At 59.1% G+C, this 22,825-nt stretch carries 17 protein-coding genes and 1 pseudogene; 15 read left to right on the top strand and 3 right to left on the bottom strand.

All coding sequences use genetic code 11. From position 1 onward, the window contains the following. Positions 1-45: 45 nt before the first annotated feature. The 9 genes from JNB88_RS23125 to JNB88_RS23090 all read left to right on the top strand — a co-directional run bounded on the left by JNB88_RS23125 (position 46) and on the right by JNB88_RS23090 (position 10,305). Positions 46-1,986: an ABC transporter substrate-binding protein gene (locus tag JNB88_RS23125; protein WP_220357463.1), complete on the top strand. Its 1,941-nt coding sequence runs from the start codon at positions 46-48 to the stop codon at positions 1,984-1,986. Between the two features lie 72 nt (positions 1,987-2,058). Beyond that, entirely contained in the window at positions 2,059-3,045 is a 987-nt protein-coding gene (locus JNB88_RS23120) for an ABC transporter permease (protein ID WP_220357533.1), read from the top strand. Continuing rightward, on the top strand, positions 3,042-4,199 hold the full coding sequence (locus tag JNB88_RS23115) for an ABC transporter permease (protein WP_220357462.1): 1,158 nt from the start codon (positions 3,042-3,044) through the stop codon (positions 4,197-4,199). Before JNB88_RS23120 ends, JNB88_RS23115 begins: the two co-directional genes overlap by 4 nt. Continuing rightward, on the top strand, positions 4,199-5,893 hold the full coding sequence (locus tag JNB88_RS23110) for an ABC transporter ATP-binding protein (RefSeq protein ID WP_220357461.1): 1,695 nt from the start codon (positions 4,199-4,201) through the stop codon (positions 5,891-5,893). The genes JNB88_RS23115 and JNB88_RS23110 overlap by 1 nt, the downstream gene beginning before the upstream one ends. After that, positions 5,890-7,098: a D-mannonate dehydratase ManD gene (gene manD, locus JNB88_RS23105; RefSeq protein ID WP_220357460.1), complete on the top strand. Its 1,209-nt coding sequence runs from the start codon at positions 5,890-5,892 to the stop codon at positions 7,096-7,098. The genes JNB88_RS23110 and manD overlap by 4 nt, the downstream gene beginning before the upstream one ends. 32 nt (positions 7,099-7,130) lie before the next feature. Beyond that, entirely contained in the window at positions 7,131-8,282 is a 1,152-nt protein-coding gene (locus JNB88_RS23100; protein WP_220357459.1) for a mandelate racemase/muconate lactonizing enzyme family protein, read from the top strand. 88 nt (positions 8,283-8,370) lie between these two features. Further along, a complete protein-coding gene (locus JNB88_RS23095; protein ID WP_220357458.1) occupies positions 8,371-9,456 on the top strand; it encodes a mandelate racemase/muconate lactonizing enzyme family protein in 1,086 nt (361 codons plus the stop codon). Between the two features lie 67 nt (positions 9,457-9,523). Then, positions 9,524-9,655 (top strand): entericidin, encoded by a 132-nt coding sequence (locus tag JNB88_RS33770; protein WP_338111029.1) that lies wholly within the window; start codon positions 9,524-9,526, stop codon positions 9,653-9,655. Between the two features lie 341 nt (positions 9,656-9,996). Further along, positions 9,997-10,305 carry a hypothetical protein gene (locus JNB88_RS23090; RefSeq protein ID WP_220357457.1) on the top strand — a complete coding sequence of 103 codons (309 nt, stop codon included), beginning with the start codon at positions 9,997-9,999 and terminating at the stop codon, positions 10,303-10,305. Between the two features lie 416 nt (positions 10,306-10,721). On the opposite strand, the gene JNB88_RS23085 is transcribed toward JNB88_RS23090, so the two are convergent. Continuing rightward, on the bottom strand, positions 10,722-11,822 hold the full coding sequence (locus JNB88_RS23085; protein WP_220357456.1) for a nucleotidyltransferase family protein: 1,101 nt from the start codon (positions 11,820-11,822) through the stop codon (positions 10,722-10,724). A 238-nt stretch (positions 11,823-12,060) separates the two neighbouring features. On the opposite strand from JNB88_RS23085, the pseudogene JNB88_RS23080 reads away from it, so the two are divergent. Continuing rightward, positions 12,061-12,433: pseudogene (locus JNB88_RS23080) on the top strand (VOC family protein). A 219-nt stretch (positions 12,434-12,652) separates the two neighbouring features. After that, entirely contained in the window at positions 12,653-15,880 is a 3,228-nt protein-coding gene (gene traA, locus JNB88_RS23075) for a Ti-type conjugative transfer relaxase TraA (RefSeq protein WP_220357455.1), read from the top strand. Between the two features lie 135 nt (positions 15,881-16,015). Here traA and JNB88_RS23070 read toward each other — a convergent pair whose 3' ends face one another. After that, positions 16,016-16,348 carry a sunset domain-containing protein gene (locus JNB88_RS23070; protein ID WP_220357454.1) on the bottom strand — a complete coding sequence of 111 codons (333 nt, stop codon included), beginning with the start codon at positions 16,346-16,348 and terminating at the stop codon, positions 16,016-16,018. A 250-nt stretch (positions 16,349-16,598) separates the two neighbouring features. Next, entirely contained in the window at positions 16,599-17,627 is a 1,029-nt protein-coding gene (locus tag JNB88_RS23065) for a LacI family DNA-binding transcriptional regulator (RefSeq protein WP_220357453.1), read from the bottom strand. Positions 17,628-17,864: 237 nt separating this feature from the next. Here JNB88_RS23065 and JNB88_RS23060 point away from each other — a divergent pair, with 237 nt between their 5' ends. From JNB88_RS23060 to JNB88_RS23045, 4 genes are all read left to right on the top strand, one after another. Then, positions 17,865-19,004 carry a sugar ABC transporter substrate-binding protein gene (locus JNB88_RS23060; RefSeq protein ID WP_037135514.1) on the top strand — a complete coding sequence of 380 codons (1,140 nt, stop codon included), beginning with the start codon at positions 17,865-17,867 and terminating at the stop codon, positions 19,002-19,004. Between the two features lie 105 nt (positions 19,005-19,109). After that, on the top strand, positions 19,110-20,621 hold the full coding sequence (locus JNB88_RS23055; RefSeq protein WP_222858112.1) for a sugar ABC transporter ATP-binding protein: 1,512 nt from the start codon (positions 19,110-19,112) through the stop codon (positions 20,619-20,621). Next, entirely contained in the window at positions 20,618-21,613 is a 996-nt protein-coding gene (locus JNB88_RS23050) for an ABC transporter permease subunit (protein ID WP_037135518.1), read from the top strand. Before JNB88_RS23055 ends, JNB88_RS23050 begins: the two co-directional genes overlap by 4 nt. Continuing rightward, a complete protein-coding gene (locus JNB88_RS23045; RefSeq protein WP_220357451.1) occupies positions 21,610-22,590 on the top strand; it encodes an ABC transporter permease in 981 nt (326 codons plus the stop codon). The genes JNB88_RS23050 and JNB88_RS23045 overlap by 4 nt, the downstream gene beginning before the upstream one ends. The last annotated feature ends 235 nt before the right edge of the window (positions 22,591-22,825 follow it).

Genomic DNA, 22,825 nt, shown 5'->3' with positions numbered 1-22,825 from the left:
AAGTCCTATTGGGGGCCGACAGCTACCGTCGGCGGAGGAGGAGACATGTCTTTGAAATTGGCCGGGAACGGCCTCGCTAAACTCGCGGCTGCATCTCTGTTTGCCGCCTTGATGGCATCAAGCTCCATGGCGTGGGCGCAGGATTTCCATCAGGCGCCGATGCTGGACGCGCGCGTCCAGTCAGGTGAATTGCCGCCCGTCGACAAGCGACTGCCGGCCAACCCCTACAAGGAAACGATGGTCGATGGCGTCGGCAAATATGGCGGCACGCTGCGCACCACTATTCTTGCCAATGGCGACCACTACAATCTGACGCGCACCATCGCCAACGAGCTTCTGGTGCGCTGGACGCCGGACTGGACGAAGGTCGTTCCGTCGCTGGCCGAGGAAGTCATCGCGTCCGACGATGCCACGACATACAAGTTCCGCCTGCGCGAAGGCCTGAAATGGTCTGATGGCCAGCCCTTCACTGCCGATGACATCATGTTCTGGTATGAAGACGTGTTCATGAACCCGGCGCTGAGCCCCGACAAGAACCCGATCTTCGTCGTCGGCGGCAAGCCTGTTGTCGTCACCAAGATCGACGACCGGACGGTCGAGTTCAAGTTCGCCTCGCCATATGGCCTGTTCCTGCAGCAGCTGGCCTATGGCCAGGGCCACCTGCCGATCATCTATCCCAAGCATTATCTCAAGCAGTTCCACGAGAAGTACAATGCAGAAGGCATTCCAGCCCTGCTGAAGGGCAATGCGACCGCTTCCGACTGGGTGGCGCTGTTCAACTCCAAGGTTTCGGTCAGCTTCCAGCCGGCCTACTGGCAGAACCTCGACCTGCCGACCCTCAATCCCTATGTCCTGACGGTTCCCTATGCCGACAGCGACCGGGTGGAAGCGGTGCGCAACCCCTACTACTGGAAGGTCGACACGGCAGGCAATCAGCTGCCCTATATCGATCGTGTCACCTGGGCCAAGCTCGACGACCCGCAGCTCATGCTGCTGCGCATGACCAGCGGTGAGCTCGACTTCGCCTTCCGCCACATCAACAACTCGACCTACAAGTCGGTGCTGTTCGACGGCCAGGAGACGGGCAAGTACCATTTCGTCGACGTCAAGGACCTGCCGGCCAACGATGCGACATTGCTGCTCAACCTCAACGTTAAGGATCCTGTGAAGAATAAGATCTTCAACAACAAGGACTTCCGCATCGCGATGAGCCACGCGATCAACCGGCAGGAGATCATCGATCTGGTTTACGTAGGTCAGGGTGCTCCTTCGCAGGTAGCGCCGCAGCCGGAGCATGAGCTCTACAACGAGACGATGTCGACCCAGTACACGCAGTACGACCCGGCCCTCGCCAATCAGATGCTCGACAAGATCATGCCGGAGAAGGATGCCCAGGGCTTCCGCCTCGGCCCCGATGGCAAGCGCTTCACCATCAACTTCATGGTCGCCGACGTTTTCGGTCTGTCCTACCCTGATATCATGCAGATGGTGCAGCGCTACGCTGTCGACGTCGGCATCGACATCCAGATCCGCACCACCGACCGCGCGCGTCTCAACACCATGTGGTACGCAAACGAGCAGGATGCCTACATCTGGAACTGCGTCGGCGGTCTGTCCGAAGCCTATACGGATGTACGCTGCTACATCCCGTTCCAGAAGGCGGACATCTTCTTCGCTTCGAAGTGGTCCGAATGGTATTCCGACCCGAAGACAGGTGAAGAGCCTCCCCAGCGCGTCAAGGATGCCTATGCTGCCTACGACGCCGTCAAGGCCGCCGTCACCGACAAGGATCGTCTGGAAAAGATGAAGGAGTTTCTCGCCATCAGCGCGGACAACCTCTTCACCATCGGCATCTCGCGTCCGATGCCGAAATACATGCTCGTCAACAACGACATCAAGAATGTCGTGCAGGGCATCCCGATCACCGGCAACCTCTGGCATCCGGCTCCGACGCTGACCCAGTGGTATTTCGACCGGGCTGAATAAGGCTCCTCCCAGCCCTCGGGGTGGCGAGACCGCCACCCCGTTCTTTCCTGACATGACTCAGTGGAGGCAAAGCTGCTTACCTTCATCCTCAGACGCCTGCTCTTTGCCATTCCCACGCTGATCGCGATTTCGATCGTCGCGTTCATCATCATCCAGTTGCCGCCGGGCGATTATCTCTCGACTTTGATGGCCGACCTCGCGAGCCAGGGCGGTGCCGTCGAAGAGGGCACCGTGGCGGCTTTGCGCGAGCGCTTCGGCCTCGACCAGCCGATCTACATCCAGTATTTGAAGTGGGTGTCCAGCATCGTCCTCTACGGCGATTTCGGCATCTCCTTCGAACTCAACCGCCCGGTGACCGAGGTCATCTGGGGACGGCTCGGCTTCTCCTTCCTGCTTGCCTGTTTGACGCTCTGCTTCGTCTGGGCACTGGCGATCCCGATCGGCATCATCTCGGCCGTGCGGCAATATTCCATCACCGACTACAGCCTGACCTTCATCGCCTTCTTCATGCTGGCGGTGCCGGACTTCCTTCTGGCGCTGGTTTCGATGTACGTGCTGTCGAGCTATTTCGGGCTGAGCGTCGGCGGACTGTTCTCGCCGCAATATACCGATGCCCCCTGGAGCCTCGGGCGCCTGTGGGATTTCGCCTCCCATGTCTGGCTGCCGGTCTTCGTCATCGGCATCGGCAGCCTCGCCGCCCTGGTTCGCATCATGCGTGCGAACCTGCTCGACGAACTGCACCGCCCCTATGTCACGACGGCGCGCGCCAAGGGCATGTCCGAGCTCGAACTGCTGCTGCGTTATCCAGTGCGCATGGCGCTCAATCCGCTGATCTCGACGCTCGGCTGGATCCTGCCGGCCGTGGTGTCGGGCGAAATCATCGTCTCGGTGGTCATGAGCCTGCCGACGACAGGGCCGCTGCTCCTGCGGGCGCTGCTGTCCCAGGACATGTATCTCGCCGGTTCGCTGATCCTTCTCATCTCCGTACTGACCGTCATCGGCACGTTGATCTCAGACGTGCTCCTGGCCATCACCGACCCCAGGATCCGCCTGCAATGACCACAGAAATTTCCGAACTGCCATCCTCGGGTATCGACCATACCCTCATTGATCCGCGCAATGCAGAGATCGCCGTTGCCGGACAATGGAAGCTGTTCTGGCTGAAATTCATCAAGCACCGGGTCGCGGTGGTCAGCCTCTTCCTCGTGCTGTTCCTGTATCTGGTCGCGGCGCTGGCCGATTTCATCGCGCCCTATGACCCGAACAAGACCAACGCACGCTTCACCTATGCGCCGCCGCAGACGCTCGGCCTTTTCCTCGACGGTCAGTTCGCCCCCCATGTGGACGGCCTGGCGATGAAACTGAACACCGAATCCATGCGGCGCGTCTTCACGCCGGATCCGCAAAAGCCGGTAAAGGTCGGCTTCTTCGTGCCCTCTGAGCCCTATAGCCTCATGGGTCTCATCCCCATGCAGCACAAGCTCGTGGGCATGATCGGCGCCGGTCCCGGCGATTCCATGTATCTCTTCGGTGCGGACCGGCTTGGCCGCGATATCTTCTCCCGCGTGGTACACGGCGCCCGCATCTCGCTGTCCATCGGTCTTGTCGGGGTGTTTCTCAGCCTCATCCTAGGCGTCACCATCGGCGGCATTTCCGGTTTCTTCGGCGGCCTCACCGACACGGTCATCCAGCGCGTCATCGAGTTCCTGCGATCGATCCCGACCATTCCGCTCTGGATGGGTCTCGCCGCCGCCATTCCGCTGTCCTGGCCACCGCTGCAGACCTATTTCGTCATCACCCTTATCGTTTCACTTCTGGGCTGGACATCGCTTGCCCGCGAAGTCCGTGGACGCTTTCTGTCGCTGCGCAACGAGGACTTCGTCATTGCCGCCCGGCTCGACGGCATGAGCGAGATCGGCATCATCTTTCACCATCTGGTGCCGTCCTTCATGAGCCACATCATCGCCACGCTGACGCTGGCGATACCGAGCATGATCCTCGCCGAAACCGCCCTCTCCTTCCTCGGCATCGGCCTGCAGCCGCCGATCGTCTCGTGGGGCACCCTGCTGCAGGAAGCGCAGAACATCCGCGCGGTTTCGCAAGCTCCCTGGCTCCTGTTCGTGCCTGGCGTGGCTATCGTGATTTCCATCCTCAGCCTGAACTTCCTGGGCGACGGCCTGCGCGACGCTGCCGACCCGTATGAGGCGCATTGATGACTTCCATTCCCGATAATCAGTCCGTTCTCAGCGTCCGGAACCTGAAAGTGCAATTCCCGACGCGTACCGGCGTGGTCAAGGCCGTGGACGACGTGTCCTTCGATCTCTATCGCGGCAAGACGCTCTGCGTGGTCGGCGAGAGTGGCTCGGGCAAGTCGGTCTCGGCGCGCGCCGTGCTGCAGATCGTCGATCGTCCCGGCCGCATCGTCGGCGGCTCGATCGAATTGACGCATGCCGACGGCAGCAGCGTCGACATAGCTACGCTCGACCCGCGCGGCCGTGACATCCGCGCCATCCGCGGCCGGGAGATCGCCATGATCTTCCAGGAGCCAATGTCGTCTCTCTCGCCGATCCACCGTATCGGCGAGCAGATCGGCGAATCCCTGCGCATTCATTTCGGCACGCCGAAGGCGGAGCGCCGCGCCCGGGTGATCGAACTTCTCAAGCATGTCGAGATCCCGAACCCGGAAAAGGCGATCGACCGCTATACGTTCGAGTTCTCTGGCGGCATGCGCCAGCGGGTGATGATTGCCATGGCGCTGGCCTGCAATCCTTCCATCCTCATTGCCGACGAGCCGACGACCGCCCTCGACGTGACCACGCAGGCGGAAATCCTGTCATTGATCAAGCGGCTTCAGGCAGAGCACGGCATGGCGGTGCTGTTCATCACCCACGACATGGGCGTGGTGGCGGAGATCGCCGACGAAGTGCTGGTGATGTTCCGCGGAAAGGTGATGGAGCGCGGTCCTGTCGACCAGATATTCCATGCCCCGCAAAATGATTACACGCGGATGCTGATCGGCTCCGTGGTGAAGCTCGAAAGCAAGGCCGAGATCCGGGTCCAGCGTGAACCGGTGTCGATGGCCCCCGACACCCTGCTCGACGTCCGCGGCATGAGCCTGACATTCCCAAGCGGCCTCAAGGCGCTGGACAATGTCTCGTTGACAGTCTCCCCCGGCGAAACCCTCGGCATCGTCGGCGAAAGCGGCTCCGGCAAGACGACCATGGGCCGATGCCTGCTGCGCGTCTATGATCCGCAGGAAGGAACGGCGAATTTCCGCCGGGCCGACGGCTCGATCGTCGACCTGTGCTCGGCCCAGGGCGAAGCGCTGAAATCGGCGCGACGCGATATCCGCATGATCTTCCAGGATCCCGTCGGTTCGCTCAATCCGCGCAAGACCGTTGCCGATATCATCGCCGAACCGCTGAAGCTCGCCAAGCTCGCCCGCGGCAAGGAACTGGATGCGCGCGTGGCGGCCCTGATGGAGCAGGTCGGCCTCGAACCCTCCTGGCGCGAGCGCTATCCGCATGCCTTTTCCGGCGGACAGCGCCAGCGTATCGGTATTGCCCGCGCCATCGCCGTCAAGCCGCGCCTCATCATCGCCGATGAAGCGACCTCGGCTCTCGATGTGTCGTTGCGCAGCCAGATGCTGGACCTGATGATGAAGCTGCAGGACGAGATGGGTCTCTCCTTCATCTTCATCTCCCACGACATGTCGGTCATTCGCTACATGTGCGACCGGGTTGCCGTGATGTATCGCGGCCGTATCGTCGAAACCGGAACGACTGACGATGTCACCGGTAATCCGCAGCACGCCTATACCCGCGCACTGCTTTCCGCCATTCCCCATCCCGATCCGCGTGACCGGCGCCTGGAAAACCGCGTCCGTTACCAGGAGGCTCTTTCGTGAAGATTATCGACATCAAGGTCATCGTCTGCTCGCCCGGACGCAATTTCGTCACCGTCAAGATCATGACCGACCAAGGCCTCTATGGCGTCGGTGATGCCACACTGAACGGCCGCGAACTGTCGGTTGTCGCCTATCTCGAGGAACACATCATCCCCTGCCTGATCGGGCGCGATGCGCGCCAGATCGAAGACATCTGGCAGTATCTCTATCGCGGTGCCTATTGGCGTCGCGGCCCGGTGACGATGTGCGCGATCTCAGGCATCGATACGGCCCTCTGGGACATCAAGGCCAAGGCGGCTGGCATGCCGCTTTATGAGCTGTTCGGCGGCGCCTCGCGCGACCGCGTCCTCTGCTACACGCATGCCCAGGGAACCGATATCGCCGAATGCGTCGAGGCCGTCGGTGCGAAACTCGATCAGGGGTTCAAGGCGATCCGATGCCAGACCGGCATTCCGAGTCTTCCCAATGTCTACGGAACCGGAAAATACGCGGTCACGACCAATGCCGCCGATGACGCCATGCCGCGCGAAGAGGTCTGGTCGACGCCCAAATATCTGAACTACGTCCCGAAACTGTTCGACTCGGTGCGCGCGACCTACGGAGAGGATGTCCATCTTCTCCACGATACCCACCACCGCCTGACGCCGATCGAGGCGGCGCGGCTCGGCAAGTCGCTCGAGCCCTACAATCTCTTCTGGCTTGAGGACACGGTTGCAGCCGAATTGCAGGAAGGTTTCAGGCTGATCCGGAAGCACACCACCACGCCCTTGGCCGTGGGCGAAGTGTTCAACACCATCTGGGACGCCCGCCTGCTCATAGAAGAGCAGCTGATCGACTATATCCGCATGACCGTGGTGCATGCCGGCGGCATCACTCCGATGCGCCGGGTCATGGATTTCGCCTCCGTCTATTCCGTGCGGACGGGCTGCCATGGAGCGATGGACATGTCGCCCATCTGCCTCGGCGCCAACCTCCATCTCGATCTCTGGGCACCCAATTTCGGCATCCAGGAATTCTCGGGCTACCTACCGGAAATCCTCGAAGTGTTCCCGAGCGCCTGGACCCTCGAAGATGGCATGTTGCACCCGGGCAATGCGCATGGCCACGGCGTCGACATCAACGAGGAACTGGCGACAAAATACCCCTATCAACGCGCCTATCTGCCGGTGAACCGTCTCGAGGACGGCACGCTCTGGCACTGGTAGCGCCTCCCGTACCCGGACATCAAGGACATCCCATGAAAATTACTGCCATTCGCCCCTTCCCGGTCTGGGTCGGCATTCGCACGCAGCTCCTGGTGAAGGTCGAAACCGACGAGGGCATTTTCGGCTGGGGTGAGAGCGGCTTGACCGGGCGCGAAAAGGCCGTGGTCGGCGCGCTCGAGCATTTTGCCGAAATCATCGTCGACATGGACCCGTTCAACATCGCTGGCATCTGGCAGAAGCTCTATCGAAGCCAGTATTTCGAAGGCGGCCGTGTGCTGGCGGCAGCCCAATCGGCCATCGACATCGCGCTCTATGATATAAAGGGCAAGGCGCTCGGCGTGCCGGTCTATCAGCTGCTCGGCGGCAAGCAACGCGAACGCATTCCGACATTCGCCACGACCTCGGGCGAGCCCGGCGAGGCGATGATCGAACAGGCGCAGATGCTGATGGAAGAAGGCTGGACCGCAATGCGGCTCTCCCCCTCCGGCCACGACGAGACGATCTACGAACCGCGCGAGCACATTGCAACGACGGCGAAATGGTGCGTGAAGGCGCGCGAGGCTCTGGGGTCCGATGTCGTTCTCGGTGTCGACTATCACCATCGCCTGTCAGTCGCCGAAGCCGCCAGCTTCTGCCAGAAAATGCCGAGCGGCACGCTCGACTTCCTTGAAGAGCCGATCCGGGACGAAGCGCCGGAAGCCTATGAAGCCCTGCGCCGGATGACCGATATCCCCTTCGCCATCGGCGAGGAATTTGCCTCCAAGTGGCAGTTCCTCCCTTACATCGAGCGCGACATTCACCAGTTCAACCGCATCGATGTCTGTAATGTCGGCGGCCTCACCGAAGCGATGAAGGTCGCGGGCTGGAGCGAAGCGCATTATGTCGACCTGATGCCACATAATCCGCTAGGCCCGATCTGCACCGCAGCGACAGTGCATTTTGCGGCGGCTGTCGCCAACTTTTCCTGGCTGGAAACCCGCTCTTCGCCCGCAGAGAAGCATCTTGGCTTCGACAATTCCGACCTCTTTCCGGTGCAGCCGCGGCTGGAGCGTGCCACCTATCCCGTTCCCGATGCACCGGGTCTCGGCATCGAGATCAATGAGGAACTTGTGCGTAAGCAGGATTTCAAGTTCTGGCAGGCGCCGATGCTCAGCCGGCGCGATGGCTCTGTCACCAATTGGTAAGGCTAAAGGGCCGCAGCGCCCGTAACGAGAGTATAGCGATATGAAAATCATTGCAGTCACCCCCTATCTCGTCAAGGAATGGCGCACCATGCTGTTCGTCAAGGTCGAGACCGACGAGGGCATTGTGGGTATCGGCGAAGGCGGGCTGACGTCGCGCGAATTGGGCGTCGCGGGCGTGATCGAATCCCTGGCGCCGCTGCTGGTCGGGCAGGATGCGATGCGCTCCGAGCACCTCTGGCAGCTGATGTGGCGAAGCGGCTTTCATCCCTCCAACCAGGTACTGACCTCGGCGATCGCCGCCGTCGACATCGCGCTCTGGGACATCAAGGGCAAGGCGCTGGGCGTGCCGGTCTACCAACTGCTTGGCGGCAAAGTCCGCGACAAGGTCGATACCTATTGCCATATGGCGGCGGCCTCGCCGGAGGAACTGCTGGGTGTCGCCCGCCAGCGCGCCGCCGAAGGCTGGAACTGCCTGCGCTGGGACAGCGGCCCGTTCGGCGCCACACTTTATGCCCCACGGCATGCGGTCGACTGGAGCATCGAAGCCTTCAAGCTTCTTCGCACCGAACTCGGCCCCAAGATCGAGCTGGCCTTCGACGCCCATACCCGCACCAGCGTCGCTGACGCCGTTCGCCTCTGCCGCGGTGTCGAGCCTTATCGTCCGATGTTCATCGAGGATCCGCTGCGCGTCGAAAACCCGGAATCCTACCGCCGGCTACGTCAGCAGACCGCCGTGCCGATTGCTGCCGGCGAACAGTTGGGCACCAAGTGGCAGTTCCGCGCCCTGATCGAAGAAGAACTGATCGACTATGCGCGTATCGACATGTGCATCGCCGCCGGCTTCACGGAATCGCGCAAGATCGCCGGCTGGTGCGAAACGCATCTTATCGACATTGCCGTGCACAATCCGATCGGCCCTGTTTCCACCGCTGCCTGCCTGCATTTCAATCTGGCAACGCCGAACATGCTGGTCCAGGAACTGCCGCGCCGGCCGGGCGAGAGCCTCGCCGACGTGATCACCAGTTCGCACCGCTGGGAAAACGGCTGGCTGATCGCCTCAGACGAGCCGGGTCTCGGTCTCGAAGTCGATTGGGATGGCCTTTCTCGCTATCCTTTCGAGCAGACCAGCCTGCCGATCTTCTATCGCGAGGACGGGGCACTCACCAACTGGTAGCTTGGGGCCATGGTTACGATGGTCCGATAACCGTCAGCAGCCGAGGAGTGGTCGCGGTGGCGTCCCAATCTGCATTGCCTTGCTCTGCCTATCCGGTTGCGCCAACACCGCGTACGGCTTGAAGCAGGATGGTGTCCAAACAAGTAACGCGCTTGACGATGCAACACACCGGGTGCTGTCGACTGGTGCAAAGAGGTAGCAGCGTTACCAAGGCGCGCAGCGTCGGCCAATGGTGACTGTTAATCAGAACGGCACGTCATCATGGCGGCGGGCGCGCACAACGATGGCAGCCGAGAAAGCAAGTAGCTGACGAGTATCTCGGAACATTAGGAATGCCTAAAATAGAAAAGGTTTTTGCGCAGAGGAAAGGCTTTTTGCCCAAACGATCGCGACGTGTAGCACGCGAGTAGGATCTCGAGAACCCTGTTTTGCGCCAGCAAATCGCGCCAACTGAAGCTTCTTAGGGAGTCTGTAGCGGGAGCATGTTCATGGGAGGTTAATGCCCGTTAACCCAGAATCGCAACCTGGAAGGATGCGATCATGAAAAAACTCTTCTCCGCGCTCGTAGCAGTAGTCTTGACTGCGTCTTTTGCACTACCGCTAAACGCCGCACCCATCCACATGCCGAAAGCAGAGCAGGTGCAGACCGGCGATATCGTGCAGGTCAAAAACCGGCACCATGGCCGTTGGCGATCAGATCGGGATTGGAATCGTCGGTACGCATACCGTTCGTGCCGCTATTATGGGAACTGCTACCGTGAGCGCTATTACGGGTATCCGCGGTACGGCTATCGCGACTACTACCCCTATCATCGTAGGTCAGGTGTGACCGTCTATTTCAGCTTTTAGTCGGTGATCCCGAAGGCAGGATGGAAAGCGCCAATGATTCTAACCCGTTAGCATGATGCGGCGGGTGTTGTTAAGCTGACGCATTACTGCGGACGACGCCGTGAGAACCTTTTGTACATTAGCGAAGGCTTAACGATCGTAGTGCATTCTATCCCCGTCGCATAAGTAATGGGTTGCGATAGGCAACATCGAATAGGCATTGAAATTGGTCCGTCTCTGAGGCGGACTTTTTTCGTTTTGAGAGAGGAGCGTGTAGCTGGCCTGGCCAGGCTCCGGCACCAGCCTGGCAGCATGAAAGTTGCAAGCCAGTAGGACACTATACGATGTGCCGCTATGAAGTGAACTTAGTGCCAAACTCAGCATGACGGGATCCCACCCAACCCCATTTTACGATGATGTTTGGTCCCAGCAGCCTATCATTCAGGCAAGTTGCCCCGAGGTCTCCTTTGCAGAAGGGCTTCGACCACGCCGGGACCGAGGGCCCCTTCCAGAGCCTTCACCCCGTTTTTGGGCAGCCTCGATAGACCGCTGACGATGGCTTCCTTCCAGGCATCTCCGCGCTCCCATGCTTCTTCCCAAGCATCAGCCAATTCATCTCCATGCCGCGTCTCCTTGAGGGCCTCGAAGAGTAATGCTGCCTGCAACAAGTCTTTGTCCGCCTTCAAGCGTCCTAACGCGTCCCTATGCCTTCGGGAGGAGACGATCAGCTTGTGGACGGCATACCTCTCGGGCGCCGGGACAAGAACGTTCACGCCTTCACGGAAGAGTAGCACCGTGCGGACAGGGTCATAGATCAGGTAGTCAAGGAACCGCAGGCTTTCCGCCGACGCGCCGCCGAGAGCCGGCATTGGCGACGGCTTGCCCGTGTATTCGTCCGATCCCCGATTCCCGGTCAGGAACTCCACCCGGTAGCTCTTTCTGTTCACGAACGCGACCACCTCGGCTTTGTCAGCCTGGTGCGGAACCGCTCGAAATTCGGGATCCACCGACCGGAGGATGTCGAGGATTGGCGGCAGGCTGTCTTGGACTTCGGCTGAGATCGCGAAATCTTGGGCGAAATCCGCGTCGCCTGTCTGCATGGACGCTGCAGGCAGCCGGACCCCTAACATTCCTGCGTAGGTACTGAATGCCACCGACCCGATCAAGACGGCCCGCAGACGGAACAGGCCGGCGTCGGCCAGGGCCTTTGTGACGTTACCGGCAAATGAGTCTGGGCCAGGTAGGCCAGCACGGCGAAGTGTGCTGACCATCCGCCTCCGCTCCCGGATGTTGTCCTTGATCTCCATGTGCGCCTTCACCCGCTCGGTGATCGCTTCGTCGCTAGCGGGGCCGATGTAGCTTCGCTTGTCTTTGCCCGCCGGCGTTGGGAGGTCAAAATACCAGTACTCGCGGTTCTTCACGGTTACGGTTACAAACCATCCCTCCAAGGGGAAATCCGCAGAAAATTGCGGGTCCAACGTCCGCTGAGTTAGCTCCGCGAACATTGTCCGATAGCTGATGTCGACCTCTTTCATCATCACCGCTCCTTTGCGACTGTGGCGCCCTCGCGATAGTCAACTTCATTCATTCCATCTACGCTATAAGTGTTTGCCAATACCTTATAACTTCAACTACTGACGTCAATGCTATAAGGTTCTGCCAATGCCTTATAACGCACCGATTCAATCGTTGGCCTGCTCTTAATGCTTGTCCTGACGACCGAATGGCGGTTTCGCCCGCGATTCTGGACAGTGCTATTATTTCGCAGGGGAACGAATGGCGCTAAAACGGCTGGACAACGTAGGATCGTCGTCGGAGATCGTCGTCCCGACGATTGAGTTTCTACCGCGAGCTTCGCCTCGAGTTCGAAGGCCGGACGAGATCGAAGGAGAATAAGCCGGACGTATCACGGGTCTTGGGCGACAAGCACCGTCCGTTGTCCCAGATCACCGGAGCGTCCCGGTCAACGCTTTTGGTTGCCTCCGCGTGATGTTTTGCTTTGAACGACATCGGCAAGAACCTTGGCAGGCTCCGCAAGCCCGGTGCGCAGATGGTCGCGGAGGTGGTCAGCTATGAGGATCCCTATTTACTTCGCTACATCCGAGGGCCCGAAGGATTTCTCATCGAACACGCGGAAGAACTCAACTGAGCGTGAAGAAGGCGGTTGTCGCGCGGCGTCGCGTCGCACAAACGTCAATCCCACCTTGAGTTCGCGTACCTAGCAGTTTTGCGACTAGCCGCAGCCGAATTTACGGCATACCCAATCCACTCGGCGATCGCCATATGCTTCTCGAAGGCCGGAGGCGCGCGGTCTACTACGCGCATAACGATGCAATAAAAGTGGCTGAGCAACCGGAGAGTGTGTTCTTTGGCGGTCTACCATTGCAGTATGAAGTCAATTGCTCGAAGTGGAGGCCGAAGCGCAGTCGCTGCCATTGCGTATCGCACGGCGACAAAAATCGTTAACGAGCGCGACGGCATAGCGCACGACTTTCGCCGAAAGCAAGGGGTTGAGCATTCCGAGATCGTGCTCCCCAATGGCGTGGACGCGGCGTGGGCGCTTGATCGTTCAACACTCTGGAACACGGTTGAACGCGCCGAGAGACGCAAAGATGCACGTGTCGCGCGCGAGTTCGAGGTCGCACTTCCGCATGAGATGGCCGCTGGCGATCGCCTGGCGCTGACGCGCGATTTCGCCTGTGAGCTTGCGAACCGCTACGGCGCAGCCGTCGATTTCTCGATCCACCAGCCCCTGGGCAATAGCGACATCCGGAACGTCCACGCGCATGTCGTAATGACGACGCGGGTCCTGGCGGAGAACGGGCTGGGTGAGAAGACATTGATCGAGCGCGAGAACAAATGGCTGCTGAACCACGACCAGCCAACCTCGCACATGCAGCTTCGTGATATCCGGCAACTCTGGGAACACCAAACAAACAGGCATCTGGCCAGGCTTGGATTGGACATCCGCGTCGATCATCGCTCGCATCTGGAGCGTGGTCTGGAGATCGAGCCGACGGAGCATATGGGCGTGCACGCGTCGCAGATGGATCGGCGCGGCGTGGACGTGTCGCGCGGACGGATCGATAAAATGGCGGGTCGGTCCAACGGCGAATTGATCCGCAGAAAACCCGAAGAGGTCCTCTCAGTCATCACCGGCGAGAAGAGCGTATTTGATCGTCATGATGTCGCGCGCGCCCTGCATCGCTACATCGACGACCCCGATCAATTTCGAAACGCGTTTGCTTCGGTCATGGCATCGCCAGCGCTTGTTGAACTAAAGGCTGAAACCGCAACGGAACTGGCGCGATACTCGACGAGGGAAATGGTTGAGATCGAGTATGCGATGGCGTCGAGTGCAGACCGCATGAGCCGATCGCCCAGCCACCCTGTTCATCCTTCCTATGTCGAGTGGGCATTGAGTAACGAGGACAATGCCATTCGAGCGAGCGCTTCATCTTTGAGTCCAGCGAAGACCAGTGAAAAATACCAGTCTCCGTTTGATCACGAAGAAAAGTCGACGCGCGTTGGCCTCAGCGACGAGCAGCGTGCGGCGGTCCACCACATCACCGGACCCGAGCAGATCTCGACCGTCATTGGATTTGCCGGCGCAGGCAAATCCACGATGCTGGCGGCAGCGCGTGGAGCCTGGGAGTTCCAAGGCTATCGTGTTCACGGGGCAACGCTTGCAGGCAAGGCGGCCGAAGGACTGGAGGAATCCTCCGGGATTGCGGCACGCACATTGGCATCCTGGGAATATGGCTGGCGCAATGAGAAAGGGTTGCTGGGAAAGGAGGACATCCTCGTCATCGATGAGGCGGGTATGGTTGCAAGTCGCCAGCTTACACGCTTTGTGAACGAGGCTGAATCGAAGGGCTTCAAGCTCGTTCTCGTCGGCGATCACGAACAGTTGCAGGCCATCGGCGCCGGGTCCCCCTTCCGCGCAATTGCGGAACGGGTTGGAGCGATCGAACTTTCCGAAATCCGTCGTCAGGAGGAAGCTTGGCAGCGCGAGGCGTCGACGGCTTTTGCGACGCACCGGACGGGGATGGGGCTAACTATCTATGCGGAGCACGGCGCAATTCAATTTCTCGATGATCGCGAAAAGGCTCGAGCGGTTTTGGTGCGCGACTATCTAGAGGACAACGGGACCCGTGCGGCTGGTTCGCGCATAGCACTCGCGCATCGCCGCACCGATGTCCGCGCGATCAATGCTGACATTCGGTCGGGTCTTCAGGAGCGAGGGCGGCTCGCACGCGGGGAGGAAGAAAATGAGGTGTTGGGGCGGGAGCACGTGTACAACACGCACGACGGAGAACGTGCCTTCGCCCGTGGCGACCGCATCATTCTGCTCGAAAACAACCGCGATCTTGGCGTAAGAAACGGCATGCTTGGCACCGTTGAGGCCGTCGAAACGGACGCGCTACGTGTATGTCTCGACGGAAGTGCCGGCGCCGGCAAAAGCGTCCGCACGGTCTTGATTCCGGTCGACAGTTATCGATCCTTTGATCACGGCTACGCGACGACGATTCACAAGTCGCAAGGAGCAACCTTCGATCGCGCCTTCGTCATGGCGTCCACCACCATGGACCGGCATCTGACCTATGTCGCAATGACCCGACATCGCGAGGATGCAAGGCTTTACGTCGGCAGGGATGAGATGACGGACACCAAGGTTCTCGGCGCCAGCATGGGACGATCCGGTGCGAAGGAAACAACACTCGACTACACCAAGTCCTTTGCGACGCGCCGAGGCCTTGCTGGAGAGTTCGGCATACGAAGTGAAATCGCCATCACGCCATTTCATGGAGCCGCCCAACCGGACCCCGCGCTCGCAGGCGAGAGCGTCAAACCACTCATCACGGCGATCACGACATATGCGCGCAGCATAGAGGATATCGCGCGCGAAAAGGCCATGCCTGACTTCGATCGCGCTATGGAAAGGGTCCGATACTTGGGGAGACATGTCTATGTCGACCCCGAAAGTGCCGCCGCCAGAATTGGCACGGCGATCGTTAATCTACGGGTAGACGGGCATGCCCTCGCCAACTCCGTTGCCGAGCATCCTGAAAGATTTGGGGAGTTGCGCGGCAAAGCAGGCTTCTTTGGAAACGACAGTCACCGCAAAGCAGCTCATCACTATTCCAAACCACTCGGTCATCATGTTGCTTCGGCCGCCAAAACCTGGACGCACCGGCTTGACGAGGAACGCCAATCAGAAGCCTGGCATCGCCGGAATAGAGACGTAGTTGAAGTTCCAGGTCTCACGATGCGCAGTGAAAACATCCTGAAGCAGTTGGACGCTTTACCTTTGGAAAAAAAGCAGCGGTTCCTTACAAATCTCTCCGGCACGCCGGAGGGACAGCAGGTGTTGGAGGAGACAAAGACTGTCGCGAATGCCCTTAAAAAGCGGTTCGGCAGTTCGGATCCGCGCAACTTCAAGAAAGAGCTCGATCGGCTAGGGTTGAGCGATGAGGTGGGCATCCAACGCCTAAAAGATATTGCTCGCCTTGTCTGCCGCGCCGAGTACGAGGAAATCAGTCGCGAGTACAACCTGACGTGGGGGCTGAAGAAGGGTCTGGGATTGCGGATGTAAAGACGCCGCAGAAGGTGGCCACCGGGACCGATGCCGTGCAGAGGAGCGACGAGACATGGTGTCGCCCATTCTCGTCCTCTTTGCGCCGCGTTGGCCGGCTACCCAGGCATATGATCGCCGATCTAAGGGAATGCTTCAGTACCCTGCCTTGCGCCAGCCCGCCGCCCGCGCTTCTGCTTCGGAGCAGAACCAGCGTTCGCCGTACTGTGGCGATATCTTCGTGGCCGCGTAGTAGTACTGGCCTGGAACGTGATAAATGCGCTCGCCCGAATTGATGCTGACGTTACCCTTGATATTGCAGGTCGATCCTCGTTGGACGATCACTCCGTTGTCAATGATCATCGGCTGTGACGGCGAGCCAAATGAAGTAGCAATTGGACCAGTCACGGCATCCGGTAGCACGGTATAGCCGCCCGCTCCCAAGAATGCCGCTATCGAGCATAACCCTACAACCGCTGGAAACTTCATATTGCGCCCCTGAGTAACCTCTCTGGGTTGTAGCATGGTTCGATTTATCAGAGCGTATACGTGATGGCTAAAGTTAATCGTAGTTGTGGAGGATCGATCGAACTGCCCTTCTGAAGCAGGCGCTGGTTGACTGGGGATACCATTTGACAAGACCGAAACTGACCCGCCGGCACATCCGGTCCGCTTGCCGACATCGGCCTCCGGCACCCCCAGGGTTCGAGCATCGCCTCTCTGCGCGGCCCTTGGATAGCTATTGCAGTTCGCCAATCCCAGCTTCGCTGGATGTGCTTTCACGCACGACGAGCGAGAACCCCATATCGATCTGCTCGATGCCGGACCTTGTCGATGCATCGAGCGCCAAAAGGACCTTCTCGGCAGCTAGCCTGCCGGTTTCGTAGCGCCGGGTGGCGATTGACGAGAGGGACGGTGCCGCGCACGCTGAGAATTCTAGGTCGTGAAAACCGATAATCGAAATATCGTCCGGCACGCGGATGCGTCGCTTCCTGCACTCCTGCATTGCGCCGAGCGCCAGGTTGTCGTCCGTACAGAAAATCGCCTCGGGTAGGTCGCCACGTTCATGCATCTCACCAAAGAGCTCGGACCCGAGCGCCACCGAACTGTGGCGCGGTCGATGCGCTATCATTTCGAGACTTTTCAGGCCAAATTCCTGCATCGCACTGTGATACCCGTCGAAGCGTGACTGGGCGCGATGGTCGAGATTGCCTGTCAGGAACGCAATTCGTCGGAACCCGCGGTCGATGAGATGGCGGGTCGCAATATGGCCCGCATGCTCCTGTGACATGCCGATGTTTAGGTCTATTGGATCCTCGGACAATTCGAAGGTCTGGACGACCGGAAGTCTCGCCTGGACCAGGAGCTGACGCGAAAGAGCGGTGTGGTGGATGCCCGCAATGATGATCGCTTCCACCCGCTGACCAAGGAGAGCCTTGATCGCGTTCTCCTCCTCCACTTCCGAGTATCGGCTGTTCACGACGATGACCTGGAAGCCTGCGGCGATTAAAACTTCGTGCAGCGCAAAAAGGTACTCCGCAAAGATTACGTTATAGAGAGTCGGCACGATCACCCCGATCGTGTGGGTGCGCGAGGAGGCCAGCCGGCTCGCCGCCACATTCGGCACGTAGCCCAACTTTTCGACGGCCTCAGTAACGCGCAGCCGCAAGGCTTCCGAAACCGTGGCCGGCTTGCGGAGCACGCGCGAAACCGTGATCGGGCTAACACCCGCCAGGCTCGCAACGTCCTCGAGAGTTATTCGGCGCATCAAAGCATTGCCCCAATACAGAAAGCTTAGCGGGACGGACAATCAAGCAGAAGAAAGTGATACTCTACAATTGACAGCGCTATCAAATAGAATTTGACAGCGCTGTCATGTGTGTTAACGTTTCGTTCGTTCCGTAAAGGATGGGGTGGAGCCCTTTCGGACCAGACATGCCAATGAAAATACTGGAGGTTGAAAATAGAGGAGGGCGGCCACGTCCGCCTGCGGAGGAGAACATCCATGCTTAGAGATGTGAAAGCGAATTCTGCGCGCGTTGCAGCAGTTTCCGCACCAATCCTTGCGCTGTTATGCGGCGCTGCATATGCGGAACCAAAGGTCGTGAGCGGACCGGCAGCAGATCCAGGCTGCATGACGCCTTGGGCTTCCGATACACAGTTTCTGCAGTATCCGAAAAAGGAAGGGCCTTACCGTATTGCGCTCGCCAATGGCTATATTGCCAATACATGGCGCATCCAAATGGTCCAGACTGCGAAAGCCTATGCAGCCCAACCCGACGTCAAGGCAAAGCTGAAGGAATTCAAGGTTGTCTCAACCGGCGAGGACGTTCCGGCACAGATTTCGGCAATCAATAACTTCATCGATGCCGGCTATGATGCGATCGTCGTCAATGCCCAGAACCCGACAGCCTTCGGCCCAGTTATCAAGCGAGCCAAGGAGGCTGGTGTCGTACTCGTCGCCTTCGACAACACGCTGGATACAAAGGACGCGATCAACGTCAACGTCGATCAGAAGGGCCTTGGGGTCACCTGGGCCGAGTGGCTTGTCAAGCACCTGCCGAACGGTGGCAAGATCCTGGAAGTCAGGGGTGTCGCCGGCACCTCCGTTGATACTGACCGTCATAACGGCATCAAGGAAACACTTGAAGCCTCTGGCAAGAAGTTCGAGGTAACCGAGGTCGTCGGCAAATGGGATGACGGCGTCGCCCAGAAGGCGACCGCAGATGCCATCGCGACAAACGGACCTTTTGACGGAATCACCGCCCAGGGTGGCGACACCGGTGTCGTTCAGGCGATGATCGACGCGAAACACCCCTTCGTGCCATTCGGTGGTGAGACCGAAAACGGCTTCCGCAAGCTTTGCGCCGCTCATTCGGGTGACGGGCTGGTTTGCTCGTCAGCCGGGACAGGGCCTGCCCAGGTGGCTGTGGCGATAAAGACCGCTATCGCAGCCCTTGAGGGCCAGGTTGTCCCGCAGGCCGTCAAGCTGCCGACGGCACTTGTGTCGCATCCCGATTTCAAGAAGGATCAGGATTTTTACCCTGATCAGTCTGACAACTTCTTCGTCGGCAACTCCTTCCCCACTTGCGGCATCAATTTCACGGCGCAGGAAATCATGGGGCAGACCAAGGAAAACCAATAGCAGCCAGTGCTCATGAGATTGACTGCGGGCATTCGTGCTCGCAGTCAGAGGTGAAGTGCACCCGATGGGAGGGGGCGCGTGATCTTGTCAGAACCGCTGTTGCGCATGGAAGGCATATCGAAACGCTACGGCGGTGTCATAGCCCTCAACGAAGCTGATATTGCAATCCGACCGGGCGCGATCCATGCCGTGCTTGGCGAGAACGGCGCTGGAAAATCAACGCTGATCAAAATCATGGCCGGGGTGACGGTACCAGACGACGGCCGAATGCTTCTGGACGGCAAGGCGGTATCCTTCTCGTCGCCTGCGATGGCGAATGCGACCGGAATCGTTTCGGTGTTTCAGGAGTTGTCGCTTATTCCCGACCTTTCGGTCGCCGACAACATCGTCATCAGTAATCCGCCCAAGCGTTTCGGCATGATCGACAGGCGCGCCCAGAGAAGGATCGCCGAAGAAGCCCTTTCACGCGCAGGTGCCCTCGACATTCATCCGTCATCGTTGGTCAAGGACCTCCCGCTTTCCCGAAGGCAAATGGTCGAGATTGTCAAGGCTCTTGCCCGCAGCCCCCGGCTGATGATCCTTGATGAGGCTACCTCTGCCTTGAGCAAGTCTGATGTCGAAAAGGTCTTCAATGTTTTGAAGCGACTACGATCGGAGGGGTTGGCGCTTGTCTACATTTCGCATCGAATGCATGAAATTGCAGAGCTTGCCGACGACTGTACCGTGTTCCGGAATGGTCGCAGCATCGAATCCTATAAAGCTGGTACAAAGACTGATCAGCAGGTCGTGGAACTGATGATCGGTCGGGAATACAAAAGTGTGTTTCCTGCCAAGCCGGGCGTCGACCCTTCGCGACAACCCGTCCTTTCCTGCTCTGGCCTATGTTGGGGGGATCGTTTGACCGACATTACATTCGATGCACGCCCGGGCGAAATTGTAGGTGTGGGCGGCCTGGACGGGCAGGGCCAGCGTGAGCTCCTGCTGGCGCTTTTCGGCGTGCTTCGTGACGTCAGGGGGGAGGTGCGCATCGATGGACACGGCGTGCGCCTGGCCAGTCCAAAGGAGGCGAAGTCGCGGGCAACCTCCATCGCACTCATCCCGGAGGATCGAAAGACCGAGGGTCTGATGCTGCCGATGACCGTGCGGGAGAACCTTTCGATAGCGGCACTCGGCAGTGTTTCGCGCAAAGGCATCATCGATCGCAGTGAGGAGGCAGCTCGCGTTGACGAACTCTTGAAGCTCCTCGCCATCAAGGCGGCGAACATCGACATGCCGGTGAGCAATCTGTCCGGTGGAAACCAGCAAAAGGTCGTCATTGCCAAATGGCTGATGAACCGACCGCGGATCATTCTGTTGAACGATCCCACACGCGGCATCGACGTCGGGACCAAGCAGGAGATCTACCAACTGTTGCGAAAGCTTGCAGACGATGGTGCGGCGATCATCTTTTATTCGACAGACTACGACGAACTGATTGGTTGCTGTGATCGAGTACTCGTCATGTACGACGGCAGGATCGCTCGCATGCTTGAAGGTGACCACATCAATGAACGCGAGCTGATCGGCAGTGCGCTGAACATTGCTGCCAGACAGGTGGAGCGGAGGCCAACACAGTGAGCACAGGAACGGTCGGCGAATGGCGATTCCGGTACGAGCTTCACAGGGGGACGCTTCTCGCCGCGACCCTATTTGTGGTGATGTTCGTCATCTATGTTTCCAACCACCCGGCGGGCTTCACACCGAATGTCGTGCAAACAGCATCCAACAAGGCAACCCTGCTCGCCTTCGTCGCAATGGCGCAATGTCTCGTGGTCATCACGGCAGGCATAGACCTTTCTGCCGGGATGGTCCTCGTGCTGTGCAACTGTCTCGCTTCCTGGCTGGTTGTGGGTACGCCGCTGCAGACGGGCATAGGCATCGTCGCCGTGCTGGCGGCAGGTCTTGCCTGCGGCACCTTGAACGGCCTGATCATCATCTTCGGCAGACTGCAGCCGATTGTGACGACCATCGCCACCAGTGCCATCTTTTTCGGGCTTGCGCTACTGTTGCGACCAACACCGGGCGGCTCTGTCAACGAGACCCTCGCGGACGTCTTTACTTCCAAGATGTTCGGGGTGTTGCCCACCAGCCTTGTCGTGCTTGCTGCCACGATATTGATCGTCTGGGTTCCGTTCAGCCGGTCGGTCTATGGGCGTGCGGCCTATGCGGCGGGCTCGGCTGAGAATGCTGCCTACATGTCTGGTATGCCGCTCAAGCGGGCGAAGCTTCTGGCCTACGCCCTTGCTGGGCTTTTGTCGGCTATGGGCGGACTTTATCTGACCTTCTTTTCCTATACCGGCGAGGCGGCGTTTGCGAGCGGCAACGCCTACACGCTCTACTCCATTGCTGCAGTTGTCCTCGGAGGCGTGTCTTTGGCGGGGGGCAAGGGCAGTGCTATCGGCGCCGTGTTCGGGGCGCTTGCCTTCCGCACCATCGGCGACCTACTTTTCGTGTTCGATCTCGATCCACTTTGGCAGCCCCTGTTCCAGGGCATCGTGTTGATGCTGGCGATCGGCATTGGTTCGATTGGACTGGCCCGTGTACGAAATCGACTGGAATGGTTCCAATGAGCGAGGATGCATTCGGCATGCGGCATTCAATCGTCCCTCTTCGTATGCGGGGAAGAGATCCCGCCGTTGCGATCGCCTTCGGTTGCATCCTGCTCTTGCTGCTTGGTGGCTCGATCTATTCTTCGAACTTCCTCTCGCCCGACTATCTCCTGCAACAGTTGAAGGTCGCCTCTTTCCTCGGTGTGATCGCGACGGGGATGATGATGGTTATCCTGCTTGGGCAGATTGATCTGTCGGTTCCGTGGACAGTGACCGCCGGCGCGATGATGGCCTGCGCTGCGACTGCTTATGGTGCAGGAGGATCGTTTCTTGCAATTCCCTTCGGAATTGCCTGCGGTGCAGCGATTGGAATGGTGAACGGACTAGCCGTCGCCTACCTGCGCATTCCTTCCATGATCATCACCCTTGCGACCAACGCCGTCGTGCAGGGCTTGATGGTTGTCTATACTGGCGGGTTCTCTCCACAGGACTCTGCCTCCAGAGCGATGCGATTTCTTGCGACTGGCTACATCATACCCACCGTTCCCAACGGCGTTCTGGTATGGCTTTCGGTTGGCATCCTTGCGGTCTTCCTCCTGACCAGAACCACCTTCGGGCGGTCGCTCTATGCGATTGGAAACCGGGAGCGGGCGGCCTACATGTCCGGTATCGACACGCGGCGAATTACTATGATCGCCTTTGTTATTTCGGGTTCGCTCAGCGCGCTTGGTGGGGTCTTGCTGGCCGGTTATGCGTCAAAGGCTTCGCAGTCGATGGGAGACGCCTATCTTCTTCCGTCAATCGCAGCGGTTGTGCTTGGTGGAACCCACGTGCTTGGTGGGAAAGGGACCTACCTTGGTACCGTGGCAGGCGTTATCCTGATTACCCTGTTGCAGTCGATCCTCTCTGTAATGCAAATTGAAGAGGCCGGTCGCCAGCTAATCTATGGCGTAGTGATCATAGGCATGCTTTTGCTCTATGGTCGGCAGAAGGCCTGAAGTTGGTTGGCTGCGGATCTGAAATTCAGCCCGATCCAAGATTACGACGATCCAGTCCTACACAATGCGATCGTGATCTGGTCAGGCCTGAGCAGGCGACAGGCGATTTTCATCGTCGATGAGCGTCAACCGACTGGGAGGGGTGGCGCTCCACTGCCCGAGCACATAGCGTCAATTTTCTTGTCGTTCAATGGCTGGCACTTCTGCGCTGAAACAGGGTCCTCCAACCCTTGAT

The sequence above is a fragment of the Rhizobium cauense genome (assembly GCF_019511525.1).
Lineage (GTDB): Bacteria > Pseudomonadota > Alphaproteobacteria > Rhizobiales > Rhizobiaceae > Rhizobium > Rhizobium cauense.
Note: the sequence above shows the minus strand (reverse complement) of the source record. Positions and strands in the feature narration are given on the sequence as shown.

Excerpts from the sequence above, each read along its gene's own strand:
- JNB88_RS23125 (WP_220357463.1), top strand. The coding sequence starts at position 46 with ATGTCTTTGAAATTGGCCGGGAACGGCCTCGCTAAACTCGCGGCTGCA.
- JNB88_RS23115 (WP_220357462.1), top strand. The coding sequence starts at position 3,042 with ATGACCACAGAAATTTCCGAACTGCCATCCTCGGGTATCGACCATACC.
- JNB88_RS23110 (WP_220357461.1), top strand. The coding sequence starts at position 4,199 with ATGACTTCCATTCCCGATAATCAGTCCGTTCTCAGCGTCCGGAACCTG.
- JNB88_RS23100 (WP_220357459.1), top strand. The coding sequence starts at position 7,131 with ATGAAAATTACTGCCATTCGCCCCTTCCCGGTCTGGGTCGGCATTCGC.
- JNB88_RS23095 (WP_220357458.1), top strand. The coding sequence starts at position 8,371 with ATGCTGTTCGTCAAGGTCGAGACCGACGAGGGCATTGTGGGTATCGGC.
- JNB88_RS23090 (WP_220357457.1), top strand. The coding sequence starts at position 9,997 with ATGAAAAAACTCTTCTCCGCGCTCGTAGCAGTAGTCTTGACTGCGTCT.
- JNB88_RS23085 (WP_220357456.1), bottom strand. The coding sequence starts at position 11,822 with ATGATGAAAGAGGTCGACATCAGCTATCGGACAATGTTCGCGGAGCTA.
- JNB88_RS23070 (WP_220357454.1), bottom strand. The coding sequence starts at position 16,348 with ATGAAGTTTCCAGCGGTTGTAGGGTTATGCTCGATAGCGGCATTCTTG.
- JNB88_RS23065 (WP_220357453.1), bottom strand. The coding sequence starts at position 17,627 with ATGCGCCGAATAACTCTCGAGGACGTTGCGAGCCTGGCGGGTGTTAGC.
- JNB88_RS23060 (WP_037135514.1), top strand. The coding sequence starts at position 17,865 with ATGCTTAGAGATGTGAAAGCGAATTCTGCGCGCGTTGCAGCAGTTTCC.
- JNB88_RS23055 (WP_222858112.1), top strand. The coding sequence starts at position 19,110 with ATGGAAGGCATATCGAAACGCTACGGCGGTGTCATAGCCCTCAACGAA.
- JNB88_RS23045 (WP_220357451.1), top strand. The coding sequence starts at position 21,610 with ATGAGCGAGGATGCATTCGGCATGCGGCATTCAATCGTCCCTCTTCGT.